The 24908-nt window shown below is 41.9% G+C and carries 23 protein-coding genes; 2 read left to right on the top strand and 21 right to left on the bottom strand.

Annotated features, from left to right (window positions below; translation table 11 throughout):
• Nucleotides 1–7: 7 nt before the first annotated feature.
• From JMY05_RS13905 to JMY05_RS12760, 3 genes are read right to left on the bottom strand one after another with little or no spacing between them, the layout of a single operon-like run.
• Complete coding sequence (locus JMY05_RS13905; RefSeq protein ID WP_045443456.1) at nucleotides 8–304, bottom strand: IS630 transposase-related protein; 297 nt, start codon at nucleotides 302–304, stop codon at nucleotides 8–10.
• A 39-nt stretch (nucleotides 305–343) separates the two neighbouring features.
• Nucleotides 344–802, bottom strand: a complete 459-nt coding sequence (locus tag JMY05_RS12765) for an IS630 family transposase (RefSeq protein WP_265089059.1) — start codon at nucleotides 800–802, stop codon at nucleotides 344–346.
• Between the two features lie 34 nt (nucleotides 803–836).
• Nucleotides 837–1190, bottom strand: a complete 354-nt coding sequence (locus tag JMY05_RS12760) for an IS630 transposase-related protein (protein ID WP_045443451.1) — start codon at nucleotides 1188–1190, stop codon at nucleotides 837–839.
• Nucleotides 1191–1374: 184 nt separating this feature from the next.
• On the opposite strand from JMY05_RS12760, the gene JMY05_RS12755 reads away from it, so the two are divergent.
• Together JMY05_RS12755 and JMY05_RS12750 are read left to right on the top strand one after the other, a co-directional pair.
• Nucleotides 1375–1791: a divergent PAP2 family protein gene (locus JMY05_RS12755; RefSeq protein WP_045443448.1), complete on the top strand. Its 417-nt coding sequence runs from the start codon at nucleotides 1375–1377 to the stop codon at nucleotides 1789–1791.
• A 50-nt stretch (nucleotides 1792–1841) separates the two neighbouring features.
• Nucleotides 1842–3023, top strand: coding sequence for a hypothetical protein (locus JMY05_RS12750; protein WP_045443445.1), 1182 nt, complete (start codon nucleotides 1842–1844; stop codon nucleotides 3021–3023).
• A 1-nt stretch (nucleotide 3024) separates the two neighbouring features.
• Here JMY05_RS12750 and JMY05_RS12745 read toward each other — a convergent pair whose 3' ends face one another.
• The 18 genes from JMY05_RS12745 to JMY05_RS12660 all read right to left on the bottom strand — a co-directional run bounded on the left by JMY05_RS12745 (nucleotide 3025) and on the right by JMY05_RS12660 (nucleotide 24894).
• Nucleotides 3025–3525 (bottom strand): pilin, encoded by a 501-nt coding sequence (locus tag JMY05_RS12745; RefSeq protein WP_045443442.1) that lies wholly within the window; start codon nucleotides 3523–3525, stop codon nucleotides 3025–3027.
• Nucleotides 3526–3601: 76 nt separating this feature from the next.
• Nucleotides 3602–4798, bottom strand: a complete 1197-nt coding sequence (locus JMY05_RS12740; RefSeq protein WP_201615258.1) for a serine hydrolase domain-containing protein — start codon at nucleotides 4796–4798, stop codon at nucleotides 3602–3604.
• 64 nt (nucleotides 4799–4862) lie between these two features.
• Complete coding sequence (locus JMY05_RS12735) at nucleotides 4863–5786, bottom strand: sulfatase-like hydrolase/transferase (protein ID WP_227678188.1); 924 nt, start codon at nucleotides 5784–5786, stop codon at nucleotides 4863–4865.
• Nucleotides 5787–6322: 536 nt separating this feature from the next.
• A complete protein-coding gene (locus JMY05_RS12730; protein WP_045443437.1) occupies nucleotides 6323–6778 on the bottom strand; it encodes a pilin in 456 nt (151 codons plus the stop codon).
• Between the two features lie 316 nt (nucleotides 6779–7094).
• Nucleotides 7095–7538: a type IV pilin protein gene (locus JMY05_RS12725; RefSeq protein WP_045443434.1), complete on the bottom strand. Its 444-nt coding sequence runs from the start codon at nucleotides 7536–7538 to the stop codon at nucleotides 7095–7097.
• A gap of 66 nt (nucleotides 7539–7604) precedes the next feature.
• Entirely contained in the window at nucleotides 7605–8105 is a 501-nt protein-coding gene (locus JMY05_RS12720) for a type IV pilin protein (protein WP_227678187.1), read from the bottom strand.
• Nucleotides 8106–8235: 130 nt separating this feature from the next.
• Entirely contained in the window at nucleotides 8236–12267 is a 4032-nt protein-coding gene (locus JMY05_RS12715; protein WP_201615257.1) for a PilC/PilY family type IV pilus protein, read from the bottom strand.
• Between the two features lie 109 nt (nucleotides 12268–12376).
• Nucleotides 12377–13192, bottom strand: a complete 816-nt coding sequence (locus JMY05_RS12710; RefSeq protein ID WP_201615256.1) for a pilus assembly protein PilX — start codon at nucleotides 13190–13192, stop codon at nucleotides 12377–12379.
• Nucleotides 13193–13205: 13 nt separating this feature from the next.
• Nucleotides 13206–14153 (bottom strand): PilW family protein, encoded by a 948-nt coding sequence (locus JMY05_RS12705; RefSeq protein ID WP_201615255.1) that lies wholly within the window; start codon nucleotides 14151–14153, stop codon nucleotides 13206–13208.
• Nucleotides 14153–14872, bottom strand: coding sequence for a type IV pilus modification protein PilV (gene pilV / locus JMY05_RS12700; RefSeq protein ID WP_201615254.1), 720 nt, complete (start codon nucleotides 14870–14872; stop codon nucleotides 14153–14155). Before pilV ends, JMY05_RS12705 begins: the two co-directional genes overlap by 1 nt.
• Complete coding sequence (locus tag JMY05_RS12695) at nucleotides 14872–15363, bottom strand: Tfp pilus assembly protein FimT/FimU (protein ID WP_201615253.1); 492 nt, start codon at nucleotides 15361–15363, stop codon at nucleotides 14872–14874. Before JMY05_RS12695 ends, pilV begins: the two co-directional genes overlap by 1 nt.
• A gap of 361 nt (nucleotides 15364–15724) precedes the next feature.
• On the bottom strand, nucleotides 15725–16576 hold the full coding sequence (locus JMY05_RS13895; RefSeq protein ID WP_045443426.1) for a ComF family protein: 852 nt from the start codon (nucleotides 16574–16576) through the stop codon (nucleotides 15725–15727).
• 27 nt (nucleotides 16577–16603) lie between these two features.
• A complete protein-coding gene (locus JMY05_RS12685) occupies nucleotides 16604–18031 on the bottom strand; it encodes a phospholipase A (RefSeq protein WP_201615252.1) in 1428 nt (475 codons plus the stop codon).
• Nucleotides 18032–18405: 374 nt separating this feature from the next.
• Nucleotides 18406–20538, bottom strand: a complete 2133-nt coding sequence (dsbD, locus tag JMY05_RS12680) for a protein-disulfide reductase DsbD (RefSeq protein ID WP_201615251.1) — start codon at nucleotides 20536–20538, stop codon at nucleotides 18406–18408.
• A 67-nt stretch (nucleotides 20539–20605) separates the two neighbouring features.
• Entirely contained in the window at nucleotides 20606–21175 is a 570-nt protein-coding gene (locus JMY05_RS12675; RefSeq protein WP_201615250.1) for a protein-disulfide reductase DsbD domain-containing protein, read from the bottom strand.
• A gap of 279 nt (nucleotides 21176–21454) precedes the next feature.
• Complete coding sequence (gene gspG / locus JMY05_RS12670) at nucleotides 21455–21874, bottom strand: type II secretion system major pseudopilin GspG (RefSeq protein ID WP_045443801.1); 420 nt, start codon at nucleotides 21872–21874, stop codon at nucleotides 21455–21457.
• Between the two features lie 671 nt (nucleotides 21875–22545).
• Nucleotides 22546–23748, bottom strand: coding sequence for a type II secretion system inner membrane protein GspF (gspF, locus tag JMY05_RS12665; protein ID WP_045443423.1), 1203 nt, complete (start codon nucleotides 23746–23748; stop codon nucleotides 22546–22548).
• A gap of 81 nt (nucleotides 23749–23829) precedes the next feature.
• Nucleotides 23830–24894, bottom strand: coding sequence for a hypothetical protein (locus JMY05_RS12660; RefSeq protein ID WP_201615249.1), 1065 nt, complete (start codon nucleotides 24892–24894; stop codon nucleotides 23830–23832).
• Between the last annotated feature and the right edge of the window lie 14 nt (nucleotides 24895–24908).

Below are 24908 nucleotides of genomic sequence, written 5' to 3'. Positions count from 1 at the left end.
ATTAAGCTTACTCTGATACGCCGCTCTTTTTATCAGGCAGGCTTTTGGATGTCCTAAGGTCTTTTTTTTGACTAATACTGAGGCGCTTTAGAGCATTAAAGATTCCTGTCTTGCTACAGTTCAAGCGGCGGGCTCTTTCGTAGTTATAATCATCGGGATATCTTTTTACGTCTTCAATCAAGGCGTCATCAGGTATTTTAGTTGGTGCTTTATTTCTCTTTATTTTAAGGGCTAAATTCTGCTGCCAGCTGTGAATGGTGCTGGTACTAACTCCATAAAATATCGCAGCTTCTCGTATGGTCATGCCATCAGCGATGCTAGAAAGTACTTGTTTGCGATATAGTCAGTCTATAATAAAAGAGATACAGCCCATATTATGAAACAGTTTAAGTAGATTATTTTCCATCCATCCTTGTCGTAGAGACTTAGCTTGTGCCCACTTCTTTTCAATGGGATTTAAATCAGGACTGTAGGGTGGTAACCAAAGAATACGATGGCCATGCCTATTGAGTAGTTTTTGAATACGTTTGCTTTTATGAAAGCGGGCATTATCCATAATAATCACGCACTTTGTTTTAAGGCTTGGGATAAGCGTGAACTTGCACCAGTCGTAAAATACGCGACCATTAATGTTTGTCTCAAAGTAATCAAGCGCAAACAGCACCTTCTCATAGAGAGCACCAATGACGTTTGTTCGCTTTCTTGCTTGCCAGTTGTAGCGATCAATGCGGGGTTTGCCGATCGGTGAATAGCCATAAGGACGAATCGTTTCAGCCTCAAAACCACTTTCGTCCATATACACAATAGGATAGCCTTGCTGTTTGAAGCTATCAAGCTTAGCCTGATATTTCGCTCTTTTTATCAGACACGATTTTGGGTGTTCTAAGCTCTTTTTTTTGACTAATACCGAGGCGCTTTAGGGCAATCTCAATACCCGATTTGCTGCATCCTAGACGCTGTGCTCGCTCGTACATGTAATCGTCTGGATATTGAGCAACGTCTTTGAGAAGAGCTTCATTCGGTATTTTACTTGGTGGCTTATCCCTATTTTGCTTGATACTTGGGTTTTTTAGCCAACGCTGTAATGCGGTTTTGCTAATGTTATAGAAAGTACAAGCTTGACGAATACTCATGCCTTGTTCTTTAACACTTTTGATAACTTGCGCTCGAAAGTTTGCTGAATAGGTCATGTATTCTTCTACCGTATCACTTATTTTAAAAACATTGTATCTTATTTATAGAAGACTGACTATAGTCTATTGAATAAGTCATTGTTTATTTCATTAAATATGATTGTTAATAGAACTGTATCGTTTTTATTTGGATTAGACTATACTTAAGCTAAACTATTAATATTATTTTAGAGAGATTTTTGTGTCAGACTATAGTTATTTGCTAACACCATTTGTTGCTTGGTTGGTTTGTGGTATCACAAAATTCATCATCAATTGTATTATACAAAAAAGACTTGCTTTTGATCTTATTGGTTACGGGGGTATGCCGAGTAACCATAGTGCTATTGTCTCTAGTATTGTTAGTTTGGTCGGTTTTGATGTTGGTATAGATACTCCTTCTTTTGGTATAGCAGTGACGTTAGCTTTTATTGTTATCTTAGATGCAAGTAGCTTAAGGAAACAAATAGAAAAACAGGCAATATGTATCAATCAAATTAATAGTAGTATAAATCCTCAAAACCCATTGTTGAGACAACGGATTGGACACACAAAGCTTGAAATATTTTTTGGTATAGCCATCGGTAGTATGGTGGGTCTTGTTATTAGTATCATCTAGGTTTTATAAGGCGTTTATATATGCAAAACTTAGTTTCAGGTTTTTAATTAATGGAAAATTTCACTAGATATCTGCATAAAAAAATAAATAATGCTTGGTATTTTTATGCTCTATTTTTAAGCACTGTACTGTTAATATGGATAAGAGCAAATCCAAATTTATTTATCTTTGGCGAAAGCTATTTAATCAATTGGAGATATACACATTACTTATTTAGCTATGAGGGTGGTTTTGTCAAAAGAGGTTTGATAGGTGAGTTACTTTCTATTTTATCTATTGAACCTTACTACCCTACTATTAATTACATAGCTTATTTATCTGTTTTTATTTTAGTATTTTCTGTCTTTCTTATCTTAAGAAAAATATGGAGTACTAATAAAAATAATTATGGCTTTTTTCTTTTAATTTTATTTGTCATAACATCTCCTGCAACCTTGCAACATTTTTTTTACGATGTTGGGCGATTTGATATATATATCTATACTGGAGTGATTGCTCTACTATATATTTTAGACTCAGTAAGTATTATTGCTAAGTTTCTTGCTGTAAATCTCTTTTTGTCATTATTTATAATAATTCATGAAGCAGCGTTTTTTATAGTAGCACCCATGATATTCATGTACTGGCATTATAAAGACTCATCAAAGCAGTCTACAGCATTTCAAGTATTATCGTTTTTTATCATTTTTTCTCTAACGTATTTAGTGGCTACCAATGGTGATTACACAACGTTATCACTGCAAGCACATGTAAAAAAACTAATGAGTAATTATGGGGATAAGGTAGTAGAGAGCTCAGTAGCTGTCATACACAAATCCGACTTGAAGTATAATATTTTCATGACTTTTGAGAGAACTTTTACTTTAAAACGCTTACTACATCATCTTGTTTTTTTATTGTTTATGCTTCCATCAGCTTATCTTTTATTCGGTTTATATAAAAAAGTAAGTAAAAAAATCACATTAGAAGTTAAAATTTTACTATTATCAGGAGTGTCACCACTAGCGCTCTACCCTATAGGATACGATCATTTTCGATGGTGGTCATTAGTAATCACCAATATTACGCTTATCATTCTTTTTTTGTGTTTAAATGATAAGAATATATCCGCAGCCGTTTTTAAATATTTTGAGGATAAAGGAAAACTGGTAAATCTAATTATACTATTGGGTCTTATTCTAGGACCCTTAGGTTACACCAAAAGCTTTGAGTTTGCTGAGAGCTTTATCTAAACTATAGACTAGCATCATAAGCGCAAAAATTAGGCAAGTATAGAGCCTCTATATTACTACTACAGCCCCAAGAACCACTACTGGTGCGTAGCCAATGTACCTTTTTACCTGCCAAACGCGGATTCACTTGCGCCGATACAGTAGCGGTGATGCTACTAGATGATGTCAATGGATTGCTGATTTGCGCTACGCCGACTCCATTGGGGAGCACTACGCCTACCTGAGAGCCACCAATGATGAGATTAGATCCTGTGGCGTGTGGGTCACATTCCTCAGTACCCAAATTAATAGTCGTTCTACCCGTCTGCAAGCACTCCTCTACTGTCAGACGCAATTGCCCAATTTCATTAATCACTCTAGTCGCTTGAGTCTTGCCGATATATATCTGATATTGCGGGATGGCAATGGCGGCCAGTGTACCAATAATAGCAACCACTATCATCAGCTCAATTAAGGTAAAACCCGACTGGCGGCCAAAGTGACAATTTTTAGTTGATAGCATAGTAATAACCAAAGATAGAACAATAATTATAATGATGCACACCTCATGCCACATCTTCTTTTATACTCTAAAATGATTAAGGTGTTTTTGTTAGATACTCATATATCATTATCTTAACTTTATTAGTGCCTGCCTTACCATTATCTGGTGTGCCATTACTTAATAGCGCTACTACGCCGCCTTGCTCATCTATCGCGACTAATGACGATAACCCCAATAATCCTCCATCGCGGTAATGCACCATGGGCAAATTGGGCTGTGGCTGATACGGCAACATTGCATAGCCGTAACACTCAGCTATCTGCGTGGTATCACAAGCTGATTTTGGGTCTATCGACAATATATTGGGCGCGGTCTTGTCAGCCATGCTATGCACTTGTCGTGCTAACTCTATCGCATTACCTGACAGCCCCGCCGCTGATGCTAATCCATCATAATCAAAGGCAGTATAGATGTCAGCATGTCCTGTCAGCCCTGTCTCGACATAATTATAAGCTATCTCATCAGTCATTGGCTTATCAGATATAAACTCTAAGGTGCTATCAGAAAAATGATACTGCTGGGCGATACTGTCTGTATAAGGTTGATTGTTTAGGCGGCTGATCACTTCACCCAATAAGCAATAGCCCAAATTAGAATAGCTAGTCTGAGTATCAGGGTCAAAGCCTAAGGTAAGATTATTCAGCTCGTCAATATGATTGGGGCAAATATCCTTGCCAATGCCAAACATATCCTGACCAAATACACTATAGCGATCAAAGCCAGCGCGATGCGTTAATAACTGACCAATAGTAATATTATTCACACGCGCATCTTTTGGCACATCAATCTCAGATAAAACGCTTGATAACTTGGTATCTAATGTTAACTTATCGGCTTTAATTAAATCTAAAACAGCATCTGCCGTCCACAGCTTAGTGACACTAGCATAACGAAAGCGCATCTGAGCGGTGATGCTATCTGATAGTAGAGGATATTTACCAACATAGCCATTTTCACAATAATATAGTGTACCGTTTGGCTCGATATAGGCGATTTGGTTGGCAGGGGCGTTATTGTTACGAGTTTGGTATTGCAAGATATCGGCAAGCCATGCAGGGCTATTATCACTGCAACTGATATTACGGGCGGATAACTCGGCACGCACAGGGTAAGTTTTCAGCCATAATATATTACGGGCTTGGTTATTGGCATAAAAGTACCCAATAACAACCACCAACGATACTAACAAAATAAGGATTATTGCATCTTTAATCGTTAGAGCTTTAAACATCCGCTGTTCCTAGTAAGTCGATAATGACTGGTTGATAATCACTGCTAGTATATAAGTAAAATAGTTAGTTTACTTCAAACTCAAATGTCGGTACTTGCTCACTAATAAATACGGTTGAGCTTTCCTCAATAAATGGTGGCTCGTGGTCACCTACCACAATCACTCGTGTACCAGAAAAAGCAGGGCCTGCTATCATTTGAGATAACGTATAAAAAAACTGCTTTTGTAATTTAAGATTACGACAGTCGGCGGTATCAGCTGCTATATTATATTGGCGACAGTCAAATAAGTCCGTTTCCAAATCACGTGTATCATAAGTAGCATGCGTATTGAGCGTCAGCCAATATAAGAACAGCTTGTCATTAGTGGCGAACTTTTCAACAACTCTGCCAGCGATGTCAGTATCGCAATTGCCAGGAAACGAATAACAGCGAGACTCTGGTATATTCAGCCCTTGGTCCCGAAACAGCATTTCTTGAAAGCCGGTACGCGGATACCAGTACTGTCTATCATACATAAAACCAATCGCTCCGTGTACAGCAACGGTATTATAGCCCAAATCTTTATAACGATTGGGCAGACAGTCCTCAAAACCCTCAAGCTGGTTTTTTAGATTAAAATGTATAGGCGCTTTAGCACATAACTCTCTTAACTCTCCTGCAATAGTCGCACCAATAAAAGGTAGTGTGTTTTGTTCACTTCTACTCACCACGGGGCTGTCTAATATCGGTGACAGCACATCATTTTGCACAGCAGCATTGGCAGTCACACCCCAAGATTCGTTGACCACTAACAATACTTTGTCATGACTATTCGGATAATCAAACAACTCTATCGTAGAACTATTAATTTTTGTGGTCTGAAGAGCGTCGCCTGTCATAGTATAAGTTTGAATAAAACTACTGCTAATGTAGTCCATATTACTGATAAGTTGCGAGCCGACTATGTGGGTATTAATGGTCAAAAAGCTGCGGCGACTGTTATCCAAAAATACACACTATAAGCATAATAAAATATAATAATATTAAACAGCACTAATAAGGTTTTATTATAGTCTGCTTTATATATTTTGAGATACAGATAGATTTGGGCGATAATCAGGACAATGAGAGTAATACCATAAAGCTGATAGCTACTAGAGGATATAAACGCAAATCTGGATAAATAAACTAAATCACTAAGCCTAATAAACGGAAACAGCTGAGTAAATAATACTAAAAAGTCTGCTAGCGATATCATAATAAAAGCAATAACAAACAGTAGCCGCTGCCGACATGCCAATAGTAGTAGTGGTATAAAATAATCTATATTAATGATTAGTCTTTTAGCATCTATTAGATAAGCCAATAGACTCATGACTATATTGGGTAGCAACACAATCAGTAAGCCACCCAAAATTATCTTTATGTTGTGTATGTTCTTTATATTATTCATATATACATATCTATAGTCGTATTTTTCAGGCAATAAAAAAGAGAGAGGATTACTCCTCTCTTTTTTTGTTTTAATAATTTAAAATTGTGCTTAAGAACCAGAACCAGAACAACCAGCTGGCTTATACTTACCTTGTACAGTAGTAGTACATGACCACGAGCCTGCTGGATTACGTGTCCACGTTAAGGTTTGAGTTTTAATAGCAGTTGCCGCATTACCACCAAATTTAGCTACCAAAGTACTATTAGCATCTACAGCACCGAATGTAGCAACTAGAGCATCACCCTGTAGTTGTTTAGTAGCCTCACCTGCACCTAACAAATTACTATTAGTCCAACCAAAATCACAATCACCGGCAGCAATACCATCATTAAGACAGGTTTCAGCAGCTGTTCTCATTGAGGCAGTCTCGCTCATCACACGTGATACTTGCGACTTAGCGATATAGTTCTGATACTGAGGAATAGCAATCGCAGCTAAGATACCGATAATGGCGATAACGATCATTAGTTCGATTAAGGTAAAACCTTTTTGAGCAGTGTTCATATGAACTCCTTTGGGGGCATATAAAGATAAATGGCTGCTTTTAATACAGTTGTGTTTTATCTTTAGTAATATAATATATTTCTCTTATTATAATTGTTGCATATAGCGTGCCAAAATCATTACTTATAGTATATGTTTACCGTAATCAGCTTGCTAGACTTATTATTCCTACTTAATCGGTCACTATTACTATGATAACTGACACTAAATGTTGCGGTTTCCCTACTGAAAATTGTCATTTCATGTCACATTTAGTAGCAAACCGTAAACTAAACTGACATTTTTTGTCAGCCACAACTTTATTTAGGAGAGTTTTCTAATCATTCCAATTATTGCCAATATCACAAACGCTGCCTCGACACTTATTATTTTGATGATTCAGACTGAGTATCCCATCGTTCACCATTTGGCTGCCAGTTTTGGGAGTAGCGATAATACTCCACTCAGAAGTAAGCGGATTTGGCGTAAAAGTAATTGTATACAATGCGGTACCTTGTCTAGGGAAATCGCCGCCCAGCCCTGTGATTAGCGTATTACTATACGTGCCTTCTGCCAATTTACGACTCTCTATCTGAGCAGCGATATTATGCATCTCACTCATCATGTCAGTGCGTTTGGATTTCATGATATAATGCTGATAGTTTGGATAGGCGATGGCGGCGAGTATGCCAATGATGGTGACCACTATCATTAGCTCCATCAGCGTGAATCCAAGTTGAGGATTAGAAGTAGATGGTAGCTTTCTCATATCTCTGTTCATTACCATTCCTCCTTATCAGTCCCACAATCAGCATAGGTCTCATCAAAAGTAATGGTACCTAGATTCTTACATTTTAGCCCTACTGCTAGTCAGCATCATTTTACTGGCATGAGTGGTTATACCTGAGTTTTTAGGCTCTGCGTACATCTTCCACGTCCTTCCTGTGGTATTCAGGCCTGCATTTACTAAAGAATTGGCCGGCACCGTACCATCTACGAGTATAATCTTATAGCGATAGTTACTAGCATCACGACCATCTGGTACATAGATAGTCTTGTTCGTCGCAGGGCTATCGTCATAGCTATAAGTCACTTCATTGGTTGCAGTATTGACCACTTGCGGTTGGAACCCTTGATAGGTCAGCGATTTGGCTCGCCAGCGCTCTAATTCAATCTCAAGCCGCAGCATTTTTGCTTGTACCTCACGCTCTGCATTGCTTACCGCATATTGACGATAGCTTGGTATAGCGACAGCAGTCAAAATAGATATTATGAATATAACAATCAATAGCTCTATAAGGGTAAAGCCGCGATTGCTATGTTGGGCGGTCAGCGGTACGGCTGTCATGGGCGATGTCCTATGTAGCATAAAAGATAAGTATCGTAGCTGATCATATTATTGGCAATGCCGTTAATAAGGATGACACTTATAATCGTAGCTATGATACTTAGCAAAAGTGTGGCTGTTGCTATAACGACTACTTGCGCTCGTACCATGCTTTTGGCTGCATGGTATAGCGCTCATTGAATAGATACTCAACCGATGAGCCATCACCGTTTTCTTGAGTAGCCTTATCTGTCCCTGAATACAAATCCTTGATATTACTATCATCTTTGATAGCGTCTTTACCATATTTTGCACGATTGGCTGCTTCGATACGGTCAGCGATAGTGGTTGTGCCAATGAGCACTTTGACATCAGTATTGTCAGCATTATATGCTCCAAGTGCCAATTCTTGGATACCTTGACCCGCAGGGACAAAGCCACCGGTACCTGATATAGAGGTGTTCTCCATACAGACACCATAAGGTAGGCAATAGATCTGACGCTCAGAGCCACCCGTTATCTTGGCTGTACAGCTCGCCGTGTTGCCATATATCTTGTCAGGGTTATAGACGCTGGTATAGAGTAGGTTATTAATCACCACACTATCACCAATGCCTTTATTATATCTGACATTGCTATAACCATCAAAGCGCGTGAGCGGATAGTACCAGCCGTTTTTGCTAGCTTGAACAGCAGCTGTTCCACCACTTTGTGCCTTACCTATCATCGCCGCGATGGCTGCGTCTTTTTTAGCTTTACGTGTTGGATCGGTGGTTTGACTAGCTATCTTCGGAATTTCATCGCCTAAGTTGACCAATTTGGCTTCTGTTAGGTCGGCTATCGTTTTGCTAAAGCCACTCTTAAATAGATCTGCATGGGTCACATCATTATCGATGATGCCGTATACACGGTTGGCATAAGCGTTATTATCACGCAGTATTGATAGCGGCGCGCTGCGGTTACCTGAGATCACATTGACCATCGCAAAGAGTTTGCCGTTATCAGGCCCACTCTCTCTACGGAAAAAGCTCACTATCGGGCTCTCATAAAAGCGATAAGCAAGCTTTTTATTAGTTGGGGCGACATTGAGTATGCGCGTCACGCCTTTGTTAGCAAAGCTATTGACAGCGGTAAAGCCAAACTGCTCAATACGAGCGTTCTCAAAGTCTGCGCGGAATACTTGCCCGCCTAAGTCAGCAGCATAGATATGATCTATCAGGCCATCATTATCGCGATCCAATACGGTAATACCGCCGGTGATACTATTAATCATACTATCTATTTTGACATTTTTACCTGATGATGCAGCGCTACTAGTTGACCATATCAGCTCGCCTGTCTGGGCATTGACCATATATATAGCACTACCCTTGGCAGGTGCCGCAGTGGTTGGTACGTAGTCATCTTCTTCGTAGCCCATATCATAGCCACCACCGAATATCAGCACGTCAGTTGGCGCGGTGTTCTTTGTAGTGCTAGAGCCTTTAGTTAGGCGTATTTTTGCAGCAACGGGTTTGCTCCAAATCTGACCCAAACGATCAAAACCTGTGGTTGCAGATTTGCCAGCAGTCGTGGAGCTGACCCCTTGCGATGTAATGGTAAATAGTATCTTAGGCGTCGATTTATTAGTGATGTTCATACCATAGAGCGCTTCACCGCCCATACGCAGACCACCATAAGCGAACATGCCTTTGCCTGATGTAGTATCGACGGTTACTCTTTTACCCGCTAAGTCATAATTATAGTCGGTCTTGACCAGCCACGGCGCATCTACTCCAAAGTAGGGCTGGCCTATATCGGCCTTAAATGAACCGCTCACTAATGCCTCTGACTGATTGATGAGCATCTGTCTTGGAATGATAGCGACTTCTTCTTTACCATCTTCTGCATCTACTAAATGTAAAGCCCCATCCATAGAGCCAAATAGTACATAGTCTTCTCGAGGCGTGACAATGTTACCTTCGTTATCTAATGCTGAGCCATAAGATATCGCTTCAGGCTTAGAATGTACCACGCCGCCTAATACTTTGGTCTCGTTAATGGGTTTGGTGAGGGTTAAGTTTTTAGTGAGCGTGGTCAGCGGTGTGGTCGGCTGTCCGTCATTGGTAAGGACACCATCAAAGCCTAAAAAGCTCAGCAAACGACGTTGGTTTATTTGGCTATACGCCACGGTATCTACCAATGCATCGAACCCTACTGGCTTACCGCTACCATTGACCGTTAGCTTACGCAAGATTGGGGTTTTGTTGCTACTTGAGGTATAGTCCTCGACATAGATGGTACGCACACTGCCCAAACCTCCACTTGGCGCTTGTAACTGAGCATAAACGCCACCTGCAGCAATATCATTATTAGCCGTTTTACCTTCTACTGAAAAACTAGCTTCTTGCCAGACATCCTGAGTATTTTCGTCTAAATCGCCTGCGATATCTTTGTAAAGTTTACTATTATTTTTTCCAAATAGCGTGCCTTGATCTAAATTATACTTTTTGAGGTTGCCACGCCAAATACTGTTTGCTGAAACGATTTCAGGATCGAGCATCGGTAGATAGGCATAGGGTAGCTGGTTTGATGCGCGGTACGGATCTTCTGGAATGGTAATCGTTCCTGAAGGTGCAGTATTGATAATCTGTACCAATCCTGAAGCAAAATCGACCACACTAGCCGCAATCTCTGATGACTCTTCGGTATAATAAAAGCCGCCATCGCCAAAGGTTTTTACTTCGTTATCGCCTTTACGCTCACCAAGCTTACAGAGGTTACGAGTATCCTTCTTTACACTACGACCACTTTCACAGTCAATTACTTCTTTTTGCTTACCATTAATAATAATGCTGCGCGTACCTGTTAATCCAGCAAAGGTTTTACCGAAACCAACGGTTGCTGTTTTGATCGGCAATTTACCAGGATTGGCAGGATTGCGTAGTAGCTGAGAGTAAGTCGCCATACAGCCCCAGCCTTGCTCGCTACTCCCTGATAGCCCTGTTGAGCTACTATTATCACAAGAATTCATGGATAAGCTAGAGCCTGTCAACGACTTATTCATTATACTTATTGAGTCAGCGTCCTCGATATTATTAGAAGGCTCACCATCGGTTAATAAGTAAATGCCATTACCACTACACTCATCATCGTTAAGAGGCGATATATAGACATTTTTATTAGTATTTATTTCTTTAGACGTCGCGACTGACGCGGCAAAACTACTGTATGAGTTGTCTCCTGCAAAATAAGTAATCCCACCATCATCGTGATAAATATTGGAGTTACTCTTATAGCTCGGTAGTACTCTAGAACTTGTTGACCAATCACCCCAATTATTACACTTATAAACATGTATCTTTAGCTCTGCGTCGTAGGAGAGCGTGTTTTCATTGCCATTACACCGACGATAACGAGTTTTATTATCAATATATCTACGCTCAGCCACAACTTTGACATCGTCAATAGTAGTCGTACCCATCATGTAAGCCCCTGACTCTGCTAAAGCTGGGGCTGTGGGAGTACCACCATTAGCCACTAAACCTTTGATTTGATTAATCAGTTCAATACGCTGATCAGGGGTTAAGACTCTGGTAGGAGATAACACATAAGCGGACCTTCCATCACTGTTATAGCTAAAAGCGCCCACGCCGATTGCATAGTCATCGGCTAGTGTACCTGTTGGTTTCAGGTTACCATTCTTGTCATTGACTTTATCAGCTATTAGTTCAATAAGCGCAAGCTTGAGGCGCTCGATTCTAGAGAAGCGTATTGTACTGCCGCTCGTACAACCCTCAGGGGTATAGTTTATAGTTTCTTTGATATTACCAAGGTCTGGCACCATGATGGAATTGCCATCATCGTCTTTCATAATACTGCCATCTGCGGCGAGTTTGGGCATACGGTTATAAATAACCAAGCTGATTTTGCCTGAGGCTATTGCCTTTTCGGTACAATTGCCAGAAAACTCTGTATAGTCATTGGCAATACTTCTTTGGTCCATACTACCTGAGATATCGAGCATCATAAAAATAGTCGCCGTACCAGGCTTTGCCGCTTTATAAATCTCCAAATCGCCGATAGGCTTTCTAGTGATATCTGCTTGCGCTAGCGTGCCTGTCAGACCTAGCATGACGGCAGTGGTTAATATTTTGATAGGCCATGACTGTCGATTAGACCTTGGATTCGCTTTATATTTCATGACCTATTCCTTATTTGAATGGTACAAAGTAGCAATGACGCTTTGTATATATGTTGCAAAACATGGTATTACTAAATATGGTGCTACAAAGCTAAAATCAGGGTGCTGATTAGCTAGCAGGTAGTGTACACAGTAGTCCTGAACCTTTACCAAAATCGACACACGCGGTGCGTAGTGATTGGTTTTCGACTTCGGCCATTTCATAGATGACAGTACTCGGTACGCCCTTTTCTGCCATGCAGCCGCCAATGGTTTTTTTAGCATCAGTCTCGGTATGTAGCTTACTGGTCTTCTCAAAGCAATCACCCACATCTGCATAGCTAGGTAATACAGCTGTACTATTGATGTCAAACATAAAGGCTTTAGACGCGAGCGAGTCACTACCTTGACCGATAGTATAGCTTCCAAAAGCTTCGTTTTCGGCACTAGGCGGTGTGAGCGATACATTGACCTGGGTCATACTGGTATTGCGACTACTTACATAGTCATCTGGTTTGGTAGTGTCACAGTAGCCACTATTGGTTATTGTGCCATCTGGCGTTAGAATGGTGGTTTTGTTGATATTAAACAACTGATCGCGTGGACGAAAGCAAAATGCATATTCGTTCTCAACACTATAATTGGTCAAGATAAAATGACCAAATGGCCCGCCACGCGCGATCATCGCGTCATAGGCATCGGCATCGCTACTGCCATTCATGCTTTGCTCGATATTTTGGTTAGCATTGTCCGCTGACTGTAGTAATAAGGTATTGATTTGATCACTGGTTGATAGCTTGAGGTCAGTAGTGCTCTGCTTTACGGCGATGACACCTGCTAATATAATCAAGACTAAGAACAGCAATACCACAATAAGTACGGCACCCTGCTGATGAGATGACGGAGCTATTGAGTGCGCTTGCCGATAGCGCTGATTATTTGACATATCGCCTCTCCTGTTAAGACTTGACATTAGATTTCAATCCAGTAACGGACATGACGCGAGCGCTACGCAGCACGATGGTAGATTCATAACTACGACGATAACGTACTTTACTATCAGTTTTTAGTTTTTGTTCGACACCCAATATTGTAAACTTGCCTTTATCTGCGGCAGGTAAGCTACTTTCAGGGTCTTCTATCAATGGCGTATCACTACGAACAATCACGCCAAACTTAACCGTTGTGATCGAAGGCTTGTCTGTGAGTTCTAAGTAAGTACTAGCGGGTAAATAGCTCAAGGTTGAAACATCCGCAAGCGTTCCTAATAGCACTTTGAATTGATCTACTGCTGGTATGATAACTTCGCCAGCGTCTCCAAAATCGGTCACTGTAACTCCCGTCTCATTGACACGACCTGCGTCACATGCCAATGCAAGGTCCGTATTAGCACCGCCTGTAGCTTTGCGAACAAAATAGCGCTCAATTACCCAATCAGAGCTACCTGAGTTAATCTCTACGCCTTCACAATCAAATAAAGACGATGAGGTGACGTTTCTATATTGGATGGTTAACTGGTCACTTTCGACACCTGTAATATTGGACGACCCCGTCCAGCCCGTACTATCAGCACTTGCTGTCAAGTACTTGGCTTCGGTGGCATTACTCGTACCTAAGTTCGCCGTGGTCAGCACGATACCGCCATGATTGGTAGTGTCCTTGATGTTGCTAATAGGGTTGCCTAAGTTTGCCAGACGGATATGTTCTTCAATAGCTTGTAGCGAAAATATAGCACTATCCTGAACCTCTGAGGCACTCTGCTGTACGGTACTGGTACGGACATTGATAATATAAACCTGTAAGACAGCGGCCGATATAAGTAGCCCTAATACCAAAGATATCATCAGCTCAACCAGCGTAAACCCTGACGAATGAGTACGTTTACTGTTTATATGCCGAGTATTCATTAGTAGGCCTCCGAAATTAGGCACTGGCTGCCTGCTTTGTAGGTACCATTAGCGCCAGCACAAGCGGCGGCATCGGTATCATCTAATATCGCTTTGGTACCGTTCCATGCAGTAATCACGCACATCTGTTGCTGGATAGCATTGGCAGCACTACCAGGGCAAGTTTCAATATTAATCGTTATTCCTTGATCGGCCGCTTGTTTTTTTATCATCAGCGCATCACGAGCCGCAAGCTCATTAATCGTACAAGTCTGCTTGGGGACGATCTTACCGCCTACGGTCTTGGTAGTGGTTGATAGGCAGTTTTCACCAGTCGCATCAACACTGACGGTTTTACTAATTGTAGTTTTAGTATCATCACTATTGGTCTTTACGTAAGAAATAACCACGCTATCAGTAGCAGAGCTACTTACCACAGCCTGTATGGTTGACACCACTGCCGCACGCTCAGCGGCCGTCAAGTCAGAAAATTCTGTCGAAAGAATACTCTCAAAGGGTGGTGCAGTGCCATTTTTTACATAGGCTTCTGGATAAGCCCGCATTACCTCAGCCAAGTTACGTATTATGGTTAAGGACTTGGTGCGTACTACGCTTTCATCTGTGGCACTGATGGCACGTACTTGCAAAGCACTAAAGCCCAATACAGCTATAGATAATAGTAACACTGCGACCAATACTTCAATCAGTCCAACGCCTCGCTGATAACTTAGCTTATTCATTAGCACGTTGCTCCTGCGTTGGTTTTGATAGTGATATTAGCCACACTAGTAATAGTAACTTGGCGCGGAGTTACATCAGTATTGCTATCACAGATAGTAAATACCATTGCATCTACAGTCTTACTCGGCTTAAATTTTATCTCATCATCGCTAGAAGTAATCTTACTCTTGGCACTGTATTGGTATGTGGCAATGACGGTATTATCGCTCTCAAACGTTATAGTCCCTGCTTCATCAGTACCATTATTATCATACGAAAATTCAATCTCTTGCCGACGAATCAAACTCTCAGCCTTAGCTTCTTTTAGTGCATTAACCAGCGTCGCAGTCGTTGACTTCACTCTTTGATTAGCCAATTGATTGCTGATGCTCGGCGTAGCAATACCTGCAATAATAGCCAATACTGCAATGGTTACCATCAGCTCAATCAGAGTAAACCCTGAGCTGCTCGCTTTTAGCTTCGATGGTAGATCGTTAGCAGATGCGTTCACATCAAATCCCTATTTATAACGGCAATTTTATAATAAATATTGTTTGTCTAATACCAATGCTGGACCAAAAACATTAACAATGAATTCATATTTTCATATAATTTTTTCCAGTCTTTTTATTGTTATTTAATCAAAATAATGCAATTTTTGTTCCGTAATATTTAACAAAAGTTTTGCATAGAAATAACAATAGCAGTTATGCAAGCTATTTAGAAAATATCATTTTATAAGCAATGCTCTTGAGTAATAAGCACAATATTTTGGGAGTTAATAACAAATAAACATATATTATTTTAATAATATAGCGTTAAGGCAACATATTAGCAACATATTAGTGATTATCAATAGAGGGGAACAGATTTTAAGACTGATTTCCATGCGCCACAGCATAGGCAGAAAGATGGTATTTATGATTGGCTTGAATATCTGACATGGTGACTGTCTCAGCCGAGGTAAGCAGTGTACGTCCTAATGCTTGTAAACTGGCACCCGTGGTCGCAACATCATCAAACAATAATAAGCGTTTCACAGGAGGTTTTTCGATTAAAACAAAAGCATTGTCTAGATTACTCAGGCGCTCAGCACGTGTAAGCCCTTGCTGACTGACAGTGTCGTCAATACGCTTTAAACCATGCCATAAAGGTATCTGCCAATGCTTAGACAATTGCGCGGATAAAATACTGACAGGATCGAAGCCACGCTTGAGCAGTCGTTGCTCGGTTGTTGGCATAGCGACAATCACGCTATTATCATGATGACAACCATGAGGACGTGGTAGCTGACGTATAGCATGTAACAATAACGGCAATTTGGTCATGTCTTCATGGTGCTTAAAAGCTCTGATCGCTTGACGCAGCGGATACTCATAATAAGTCGCCGTTTGGATAGATAAAACCGTATCAGAAGCAATATCAACATTGAAGGGTTTCGGCAACCACGCGATACTGTCATGACAATGCGAGCAAAGTAGTCCGCTGTTAAAACGGTGGTTAAATTGCTGGCGCAAATTAGCAAAAAACGAAGGATCATTTGGCAGAGGTTTTAGGGAGTGCGGTATAGAATCAGAGGTTGGCAAGCTACTAATATTTGATAAGAGGTAATTTTGAGATAGCTGAGATTGTGGCGTGCTGCGATAAACACGGCACAACTGGCAGCGTATATCGAGATACTCTGCCAGCCATAGTCCAGTTTGATAAGGCGCTAAAAATCGCATGGACGATTATCAAAATGTGCGCTGATATTAGAAACCTTTCCAATCATTCAGTACGATACCAAAACCAATAGAGGTATTTTCGTGATTGTAATCGATGATGGATTCGCCATAGCCTTGGAAAACCTGCACAAAGCCATTAACATTCTCTGATAATGGATAAATATAATCGACTTGCACCGCCCCTTTATTGGTGCTTGGATTGTAGCGCAATGTACCGCTCAGGCTCTGCTGATCAGGTAAGTCATATAAGAATTTGATATCACCGTAACCCATGTAGTCTTCGATATCTGGATTGTCTTCACTGCTGCTGCTTTCACTGTTCACTCGAGCCCACAGGCGCGGTACGATTGATAGCTTACCCCACTCTGCCCCTGCCATGAGATAAGCACGGTTCCATGAGCGTGATAACGGATCGTCTTGTCCATTAGAATGATGAATGGCACCAGCACCAAGCATACGAAGACGACCACCAAAAGGTAAGTCTGCGGTCACTGGCTGAGTCAAAAATATTTCAGGCTGATAGTCGGTAGCACGGAATGGTCGCGAGTTGTCTTCGTTATAAACTTGCCAATGTGACTCTTGGGTATAACCAAACCACAAATCAGCACTGGTATCGAATAAGTCTTCGGCAACTTTGGTCTTCAAAGACAACTGAAATTTTAGTTCAGTATTGCGTATGTCATTAGAAGTAAAAGACTCAGTTTCCTGTGACGGCGTGCTTGGATCTAGATTAGGGTCAAAGGTATAAAATACTGGCAATACATAGGTCGGTCGGTATGGTCTGACAGTCCAAGTCCCACGCTCACTGTTTTTATCGAGATCATAGGATAAACTAAGCGGTGTATATTTTTCGATATCTTTTTGAGTGACCCCAACATTTTCTAGAACTTGTGCTTCTCTTTGCGTTAGCCCAACGGTGTCTAAACCTTCATTAATAGCAGGCGCGCGTGCGACTGAGTCAGTAGCGGCATTATTAGCACCAGCTATGGTAGATTTTTCTTCTACAAAAACAACTTGCGGATTACCTGAAAGCGTACTTTGAAAGGTTTTTGCCAAATCTACTGGCTGCTTAGTTGTGGTGTAGCTCGGTGTTTTACCTTCTTCAGCCACTTTGTCAAAGCAAGCCAAACGTGCGGCACTGGTCTGCACTTGAGTACATTCAAAAAACAATTTTGCTTGCTGGGCGATAAATTCTTTACTGACTACTTGGCGATCTTGCGCAGCTGTATTGGCATCCTGTGACACCTGATAATCTTCAAACTCAAACGCTGCCTCCGGTACTGGTAACTCATTATCGCTCTGAGTTTTATCGGCAGCTTGGACTTGCACGGTCAAGCAGGTTAACGCTAGACCAACAGCAATATTCAAATAATGCTTTCTTGTCTGAAATAAAGTGTTTTTGCGCGCGGTAATAAGAGGCATAGGGCGGCGCTGTGCGGTGATATGGGAAAACATAAGTGTCCTTTATCTAACTGACATTATCGCCAGCAGAGTATATAAGATAATGAGTATGACCATTAGCGTCATCGCTAAAATAAACCCAATGACATTCAGACATAGAAGTCAGCAATTACAACGAGTAATGCGCCTTCAGCATTGTTGCTTTATTGTAATGAAAATGTGTGTACTATACTAGCGTTATCGCTGCCCTATACCAATGTAAATATCAATAATCAACGCTAAACCAAATGCTTAGCATCAGGATGTCAGGTAACCATTGATAAAAATAAAAGAGCCAACGTACTGTATGAATAGTACATTGGCTCTTTTGTATTGTTAAGCCTTTAGAAAAGACTTATTCGTTTTGTTAAGTATCAGTTATTAAGATATCAGTTATTAAGCATCGTCAACGTTTGCTCAAATTCTGGACGATCAATCTCACCTACTTGTTGATTGGTCAACTGACCGTTTTGATAATACAGCAATGCTGGCGGGCCAAACAATTTATAGCGCGCTAAGATTGCTTTAGAATCGTCAGTAGTTTCTGTTATATCCAGTCTCACCAACTGCCAATCCTGCATCTGCGCTGGACGATTATGAAATAAGTTTTTATCCATAATACGGCACTCGATACACCATTCAGCAGTGACATCGACAAGCACTTTAGGGTTGGCGGCGATAATAGCATCTAACTCAGTCAGCGTCGTGACGGTTTTATCTGTTGTATTACTCATGGCTGGCTGACCAGTCGTCTGCATCATCGGAGCAGCACTTAAAGATGCCAGCGGATGCAAACTATCATCGTTACCCAACGCCGCGCCGATGATTAAACAGGTGGCCCAAATACCAGCGATTAATCCCAATGCTTGGGTAAGCATACGACCTTTACCCAACCAACTCCACGCCCACATCGCTACAACCATAAACCATAACGCCCATAACATTAGCATCACGGGTGAGATAAAGACGCGCTCAATTAATAATAAAGCAACGGCAAAGAGCAATAAGGCAAAACCTTGCTTAACCCAGTTCATCCACGCGCCCGCTTTCGGCATAATTTTACCTTGGGTGGCACCAATTAAGATAAGCGGTGCGGATAAACCAAAACCCAGCATAAATAAAGCCGCAAAACCCAGTAATGGACTACCAATCGTCGATACGGCAAGCAGCGCTCCAAACAATGGCGCAGAAACACAAGGCGATACTACGAGCGCAGATAAGAAACCCGCGATTAAACTACCGCCCGTACTACCCAGCTTACTATCCCCTGCTTGACTCAAGCCTTGCATTTTATTACTAATAAATCTCGGTAAGCGGATACTAAACACACCCAGCATATATAGTGCAAGTAGGACAAAAACAATCGCAAAACCAATCAGGATAATGGGGTTTTGTAGCCAGCCGATAATGCCTAATGATTCACCAAACACGGCGATAACTGCGCCCAAAATACCATAAGCCGTTGCCACGCCAATAGCGTAACTGGTGGTAAGAATAACACCGCGTTTCACCGTTGGGTTTTCCTCACGGGCAACGATATTGGCAACGATCGGCAACATTGGCAGTACGCATGGTGTCAATGCCAAACCCAGCCCTGCTAAAAACAATAATACCAATGCCAACCAAGGATGAGAAGCCAGACCAAAAGGATCGCTATCAGTGGCATTATCTCCAGCAACAGTATTGTTGGTTGTCGCAGAAACCTCACTTGTCGCAGTGCCATCGACGCCTTGTTCATCTGCGCCAGAAATCGTATTGGTAGCGCCAAGCTCTCCCTCTAAAGCCTCATCATCCAACAAGGCGTAATCAATCACCCCATCATCAGTCAGCGCTTGCTCTGCTGCAAGACTATCGGCAACCGTCGCACTTGGCTCGGTGGTGCTGTCATTATCTGTCAGATTTTTATTAGCAACCTCTTGAGTAGAAGTACTGGCGCTATCTCCTGCAATTTGTGGCGTTGTAGCAGCGATATCAATTGTCGTTTTGATTTTTTCAGGTGGATAGCATAGCCCTGCTTTGGCACAACCTTGCCAGCCAATCACCACGGCGGCATCGTTGACGCTTTTACCATTACTACTGCTCAAAGTCGTCGTAGCCACCATATTCGCTTGGTCAAACACCAATACTTTTCCGAATGTTGGATCATCGATTGACACTGGCTTTTGACTAAAGGTAAAAGGCGCAGCGGTCACGCCAGCTGGCAACGTCAGTTTGATTTGGTCTTTATAAACATAATGCTCAGGCGTAATGTCAAAGTTAATGGCTAAGCGCGTGCCATTATTGGTAGCTTTACTGCTATCACTGACTTGGAAAGCTTTGTCCACTGATAAGAACTTCGTCTGTGCCGCATTTTTATCACTGCTAAATAAATCACCTAGCCCTGCCGCATGAGTCATCATGGGCATCGCAGCCAGTCCTGTAAACAACGAGCTACTAGAGACCGCAAATGCTAGTAGATAAGATTTTTTGGACGAGCGATGTACCGTTAGCGATGGTTTTTTTTCTATTGTCTTGATGGACATGAAGAGCTACCTATTTATTACCTAATATGCTATTTATTACCAATATTTGAGTCGATCGGCTTATGGTCTATTTGCGTGTCACGGCGATATCAACCGTGGTTTTGATTTTCTCTGGTGGATAGCACAGCCCAGCTTTTGCACAGCCTTGCCAGCCAATGACAATCGGTGCATTTTTTGCGCCTTTACCATTGTTAGTAGTTAGAGTCGTGGTTGCTACCATGTTTTTTTGGGTAAAAACGGGAACTTTACCAAAGGTTGGGTCGTCAATGGAGACCGGCGACTGACTAAAAGTAAAGGGGGTTGCACTCACGCCTTTAGGAAAACTGAGAGTAAGCTGATCTTTATAGACATAATGACCTGGCGTAATATCAAAATTAATAGATAAGCGCGTACCCTTAGACGTGGCCTTAGTGCTGCTAATAACTTGAAATGCTTTATCGACAGGCAAAAACTTCGATTGCGAAGCACTATTATTAGCAAATAACTCGCCCAACCCTGCAGCTTGAGCACTCATAGAGGCCATCGATAACCCTGTCATCAATGACGTACTCATGATTGCAAATGCAAGTGCATGACGCACTTTAGAAACGCGTTTGTTTGTGGTGACCGCTTGTGAATTAGGTAGGTTTGTGAACATGAATAATGACCTCTGCTGGCTGCTTTTAATGACAAATGATCGGGGCGATATGACTGGTATCAAACGTACAGCTTTATAATGGAAAAATGGATGGCATGACACTAACTATGAAATGCCACCTATGGAGTACTACTCAATTTACTGACTGATAAAAAATATCAACCAATAAGGCCTTATTGGTTGATATTTAAGAGCATTAGAGCGGTCTTAACCAATAAACATACTATTGAGTAAGGGATCGTTAGCTACCCATATTTTAATTGCTCATCAAGTTAATACTTATAATTGAGCATAAAGATCAGCATCTTGACCTTCGCCGCCTTGCTGGCCATCTGCACCCAGCGAGAATAAATCATAAGGACGACCTTCACTGCCTGGGGCGACATATTGCATCTCGTTTTCCCAGCCATCTGTTGGATAGCCGCCTTTGATATAACCACCATCTGGGTAGTTTTTGGCCTCTGCTGGCGGTGTGGTTAATGCTTCTAAACCTTGTGCGGTAGTCGGATAGCGCGAATTATCAACCTTATACATATCAAGGGCGTTGGATACTGTAGCAAGCGCTGTTTCAGTGGTCTTGACGCGAGCTTTATCACTTTGTCCCACCACTTTCGGGACAACTAAGCCTGCAAGAATTGCCAAGATTACAATCACGACCATGATCTCGATCAGAGTAAATCCAGACTGGTTATTACGCATAGACAGTGGCTTGTTGGCTCTCGTAGGAGCTGGCTTGTTGGCACTTATAGCACTTATTGGCATAGTAGTTACTTGAATTTTGTCAATTATAGTCATCGCTTTTATCATCGCTTTTGGCATCAGGGTGATGTAAATAGGAAAAGTGGCGTTTAAGTAACATTAATAATCGGCAATGATCGGCGTATTAATGAGCACTGAAACGATTATCACTATAAACCATGATTTTATTTTTATCTAGGGCGTGTCCTCAATTCAATCGTTTACTTTCTAAATGGCCTAAAAATAGCTAAATTTTGCCAAACATCGTCAAATAGCTTCTTAATATCTCGATATTATTTACGCTACTTTCCTTGTTTGACGGCAATTTATCTCATTTTTATCACCATTTTTAAAATAAGGACACGCCCTAGCACCGCAAGTAGATTGTTATGAACACTGACTTTTATAAGCATCAATACTGAACCACAGCATGGTGAGTAATATTTATAAGGATAACTTTTGACTGACGCTTACTATAGCTTGATGGCTGGCTTTACCCTAGTAAAAACCTGGCTCAGTCAACAATCTACAACAGTAAGCAAATCTTAAGAAAGCTAGCGTAATATTTAGTAAGATGGCTACAATAGAAATGTGAGCGGGAGGCACACAAGCTCAGAAGGCTTAAGTGCTCACTATCCTGCCAGATCATTCATATTGACAATCGGTAGCATCACTGCCATTACGATAATCATCACTACCACGCCCATCAGCACTAGCATCAACGGCTCAAGTAGCGACAATAAGGTACTGATAAAGTTAGTGGCTTCTGCTTCCTGCATATTGGCGGCGCGGCTGAGCATGTTTTCAAGCTCGCCTGAGTTTTCGCCACTTTTAATCATTTGCACCATCATCGGCGGAAAGTAACTGGACTTTTCTAATTGACTCGATAAGCTTGAGCCTTCCGTCACCCTATCAGCCGCAGTGATGATGGTTTTTTGAATGTGTAAATTGGTCGTCACCGCCGCACCAATATGCAGTGCCTCAATCAACGGCACCCCTGAGCGTACCAATATCGCCAATGTACTGGCAAAACGTGCTGCATTCAGCCCTTTTGATAACCGCGCCAATATCGGCAGTCTTAGCACGATGCTGTCTATCGCTAACTTACCCGCTTGCGTCTGCGCAAAACGATAAAACAAAAATGCCGTTCCTGACAATACTAGCAGCATCAGCCACCACCACTGCGTAATGAGGTTAGATAGGCTAAGAACAATTTGGGTAATGAGCGGCAATGCCTGTTCAGACTGCTCAAACACTTTGACAATTTTGGGCACCACAAAACTCATCAAACCCATAATCACGCCAATTGCCATCACCATCAGCACAATCGGATAAACCATTGCGCCTTGGATTTTCTTTTGCAATGCAAAGCGGTTTTCGGTGTAATCTGCCAACTGGTTCAAGATTAAATCCAAGTGACCTGACTTCTCCCCTGCCGCAATGGTCGCGATATATAGTGGTGGAAAACTGGCGGCTTGCTGCAATGCTCGCGCCAAGCTCAAACCCTCTAATACATGCGAGCGCACGGCAAGCATGAGAGATTTAATATGGGTTTTTGGTGATTGTTTGGCGACGGCGGCAAGCGTTTCCTCTAACGGAATACCCGCTGCCAATAATACCGATAATTGACGGGTCAGCAATGCCAACTCGTAAGCAGACGGTTTTTTATAGCGGTTTTTATTCTGGTTTTGTCTGTCATTGACGGCACTGACTTCAACGGGCGTCCATTGTTTATCACGCAGCTGCTGGCGAACTTGCCGCGCAGAATCGCCTTCGAGCAAGCCTTTTTGCACACTGCCATGGTCATCTAACGCTTTATAATGATAAGCGGGCATAGCAGCGAATATCCTAAAGTGGTCAACAAGAAAAAGTAATAAACAAGGACTTGTAAAGGAGGTCTATCGAGATTTAATGGCTTAAAAAAGCGGCGTAGAATCGCTACTGTCTGGCATCAAACCTTGCAATAACAAAACATCTAAGTGCTGCTGCTGCAGTTTTTTATCGAAGTCGTTGACCTCAGCAATGAGCATTCTCTCGATACGCTTGTCACTGGCAAAAACACTCAATCGTGCACAGATAACTGCCAATTGATAAATACGTTTTTTACAGTAGCCATCCAGCCCTTGTAGCAGTCTAACCATGTATGGCGTCTCAAGACTGGCGTAATCGTAATCAGCTATAACCTGCGAACCAAGTGCCGTAACACCATAGCTAATAGATAGATGGGCACAAAAATAACAGCTGAATAAGTAGCCAACGACATGGCCAATATAATAGCCGCGGTCATAGGTAAAACTACTCACGCCAAAATGCCCAAGTACATAGCTATTTAGACTGCCTTGATCACGAATAGGCTTACTGTTCTTTAATTTGCCAACGGTGGCAAAGCATAGCGGATTTCGCCCATCCTGAGTAGTCAGTTGCCAACCTGCTGGTTGCTGAGCTGGCATATGACGGACAATATCAGCAATGATGTCATCGACCACATGCAGCTGCTGCCAAAGACGCTCTAGTCCATCGGTATCCATCAAGCCACGTTTATCAAGCTGCTGTGCCAGCAAGTATTGCTGATGTTCTGCGAATTGTGATTTGAGCGTTTGAACCAAATAAGTAGGTCGCGTGGCAGCGGATGCCATATATAATAATCGCGTACGCTCATGCTGGGTACGATACAGTGCCACACGCTGCTCGGCAATATTCATCTCGCTAGCAGCAGGCTGTTGCACCCTGCTATGAGTGTTAGACAACTCATCAGCTGCGCCTTTAACGACCTCTTTAACGACCTCTTTAACACCTACCTCTTCAATATCTGGCAGCGTAAACAGTGCCAATAACATCGCTTTGTCAGGTGTCGCACCCGCCTTGTCTTTTCGACCATGCTTGACGTTGCTTGGATTCATATCGCTTTGTTTTTTAGCAGACACAGCTGAGCCTTGTTGGCTATTGGCTCCTGCACGTGGCTTTGCGGTCGGTTCAGTCATAACATACCATCAGC

The sequence above is a fragment of the Psychrobacter sp. JCM 18902 genome (genome assembly GCF_904846615.1).
Taxonomy (GTDB): Bacteria; Pseudomonadota; Gammaproteobacteria; order Pseudomonadales; family Moraxellaceae; genus Psychrobacter.
This window is presented reverse-complemented; position numbering and strand designations above follow the sequence as displayed.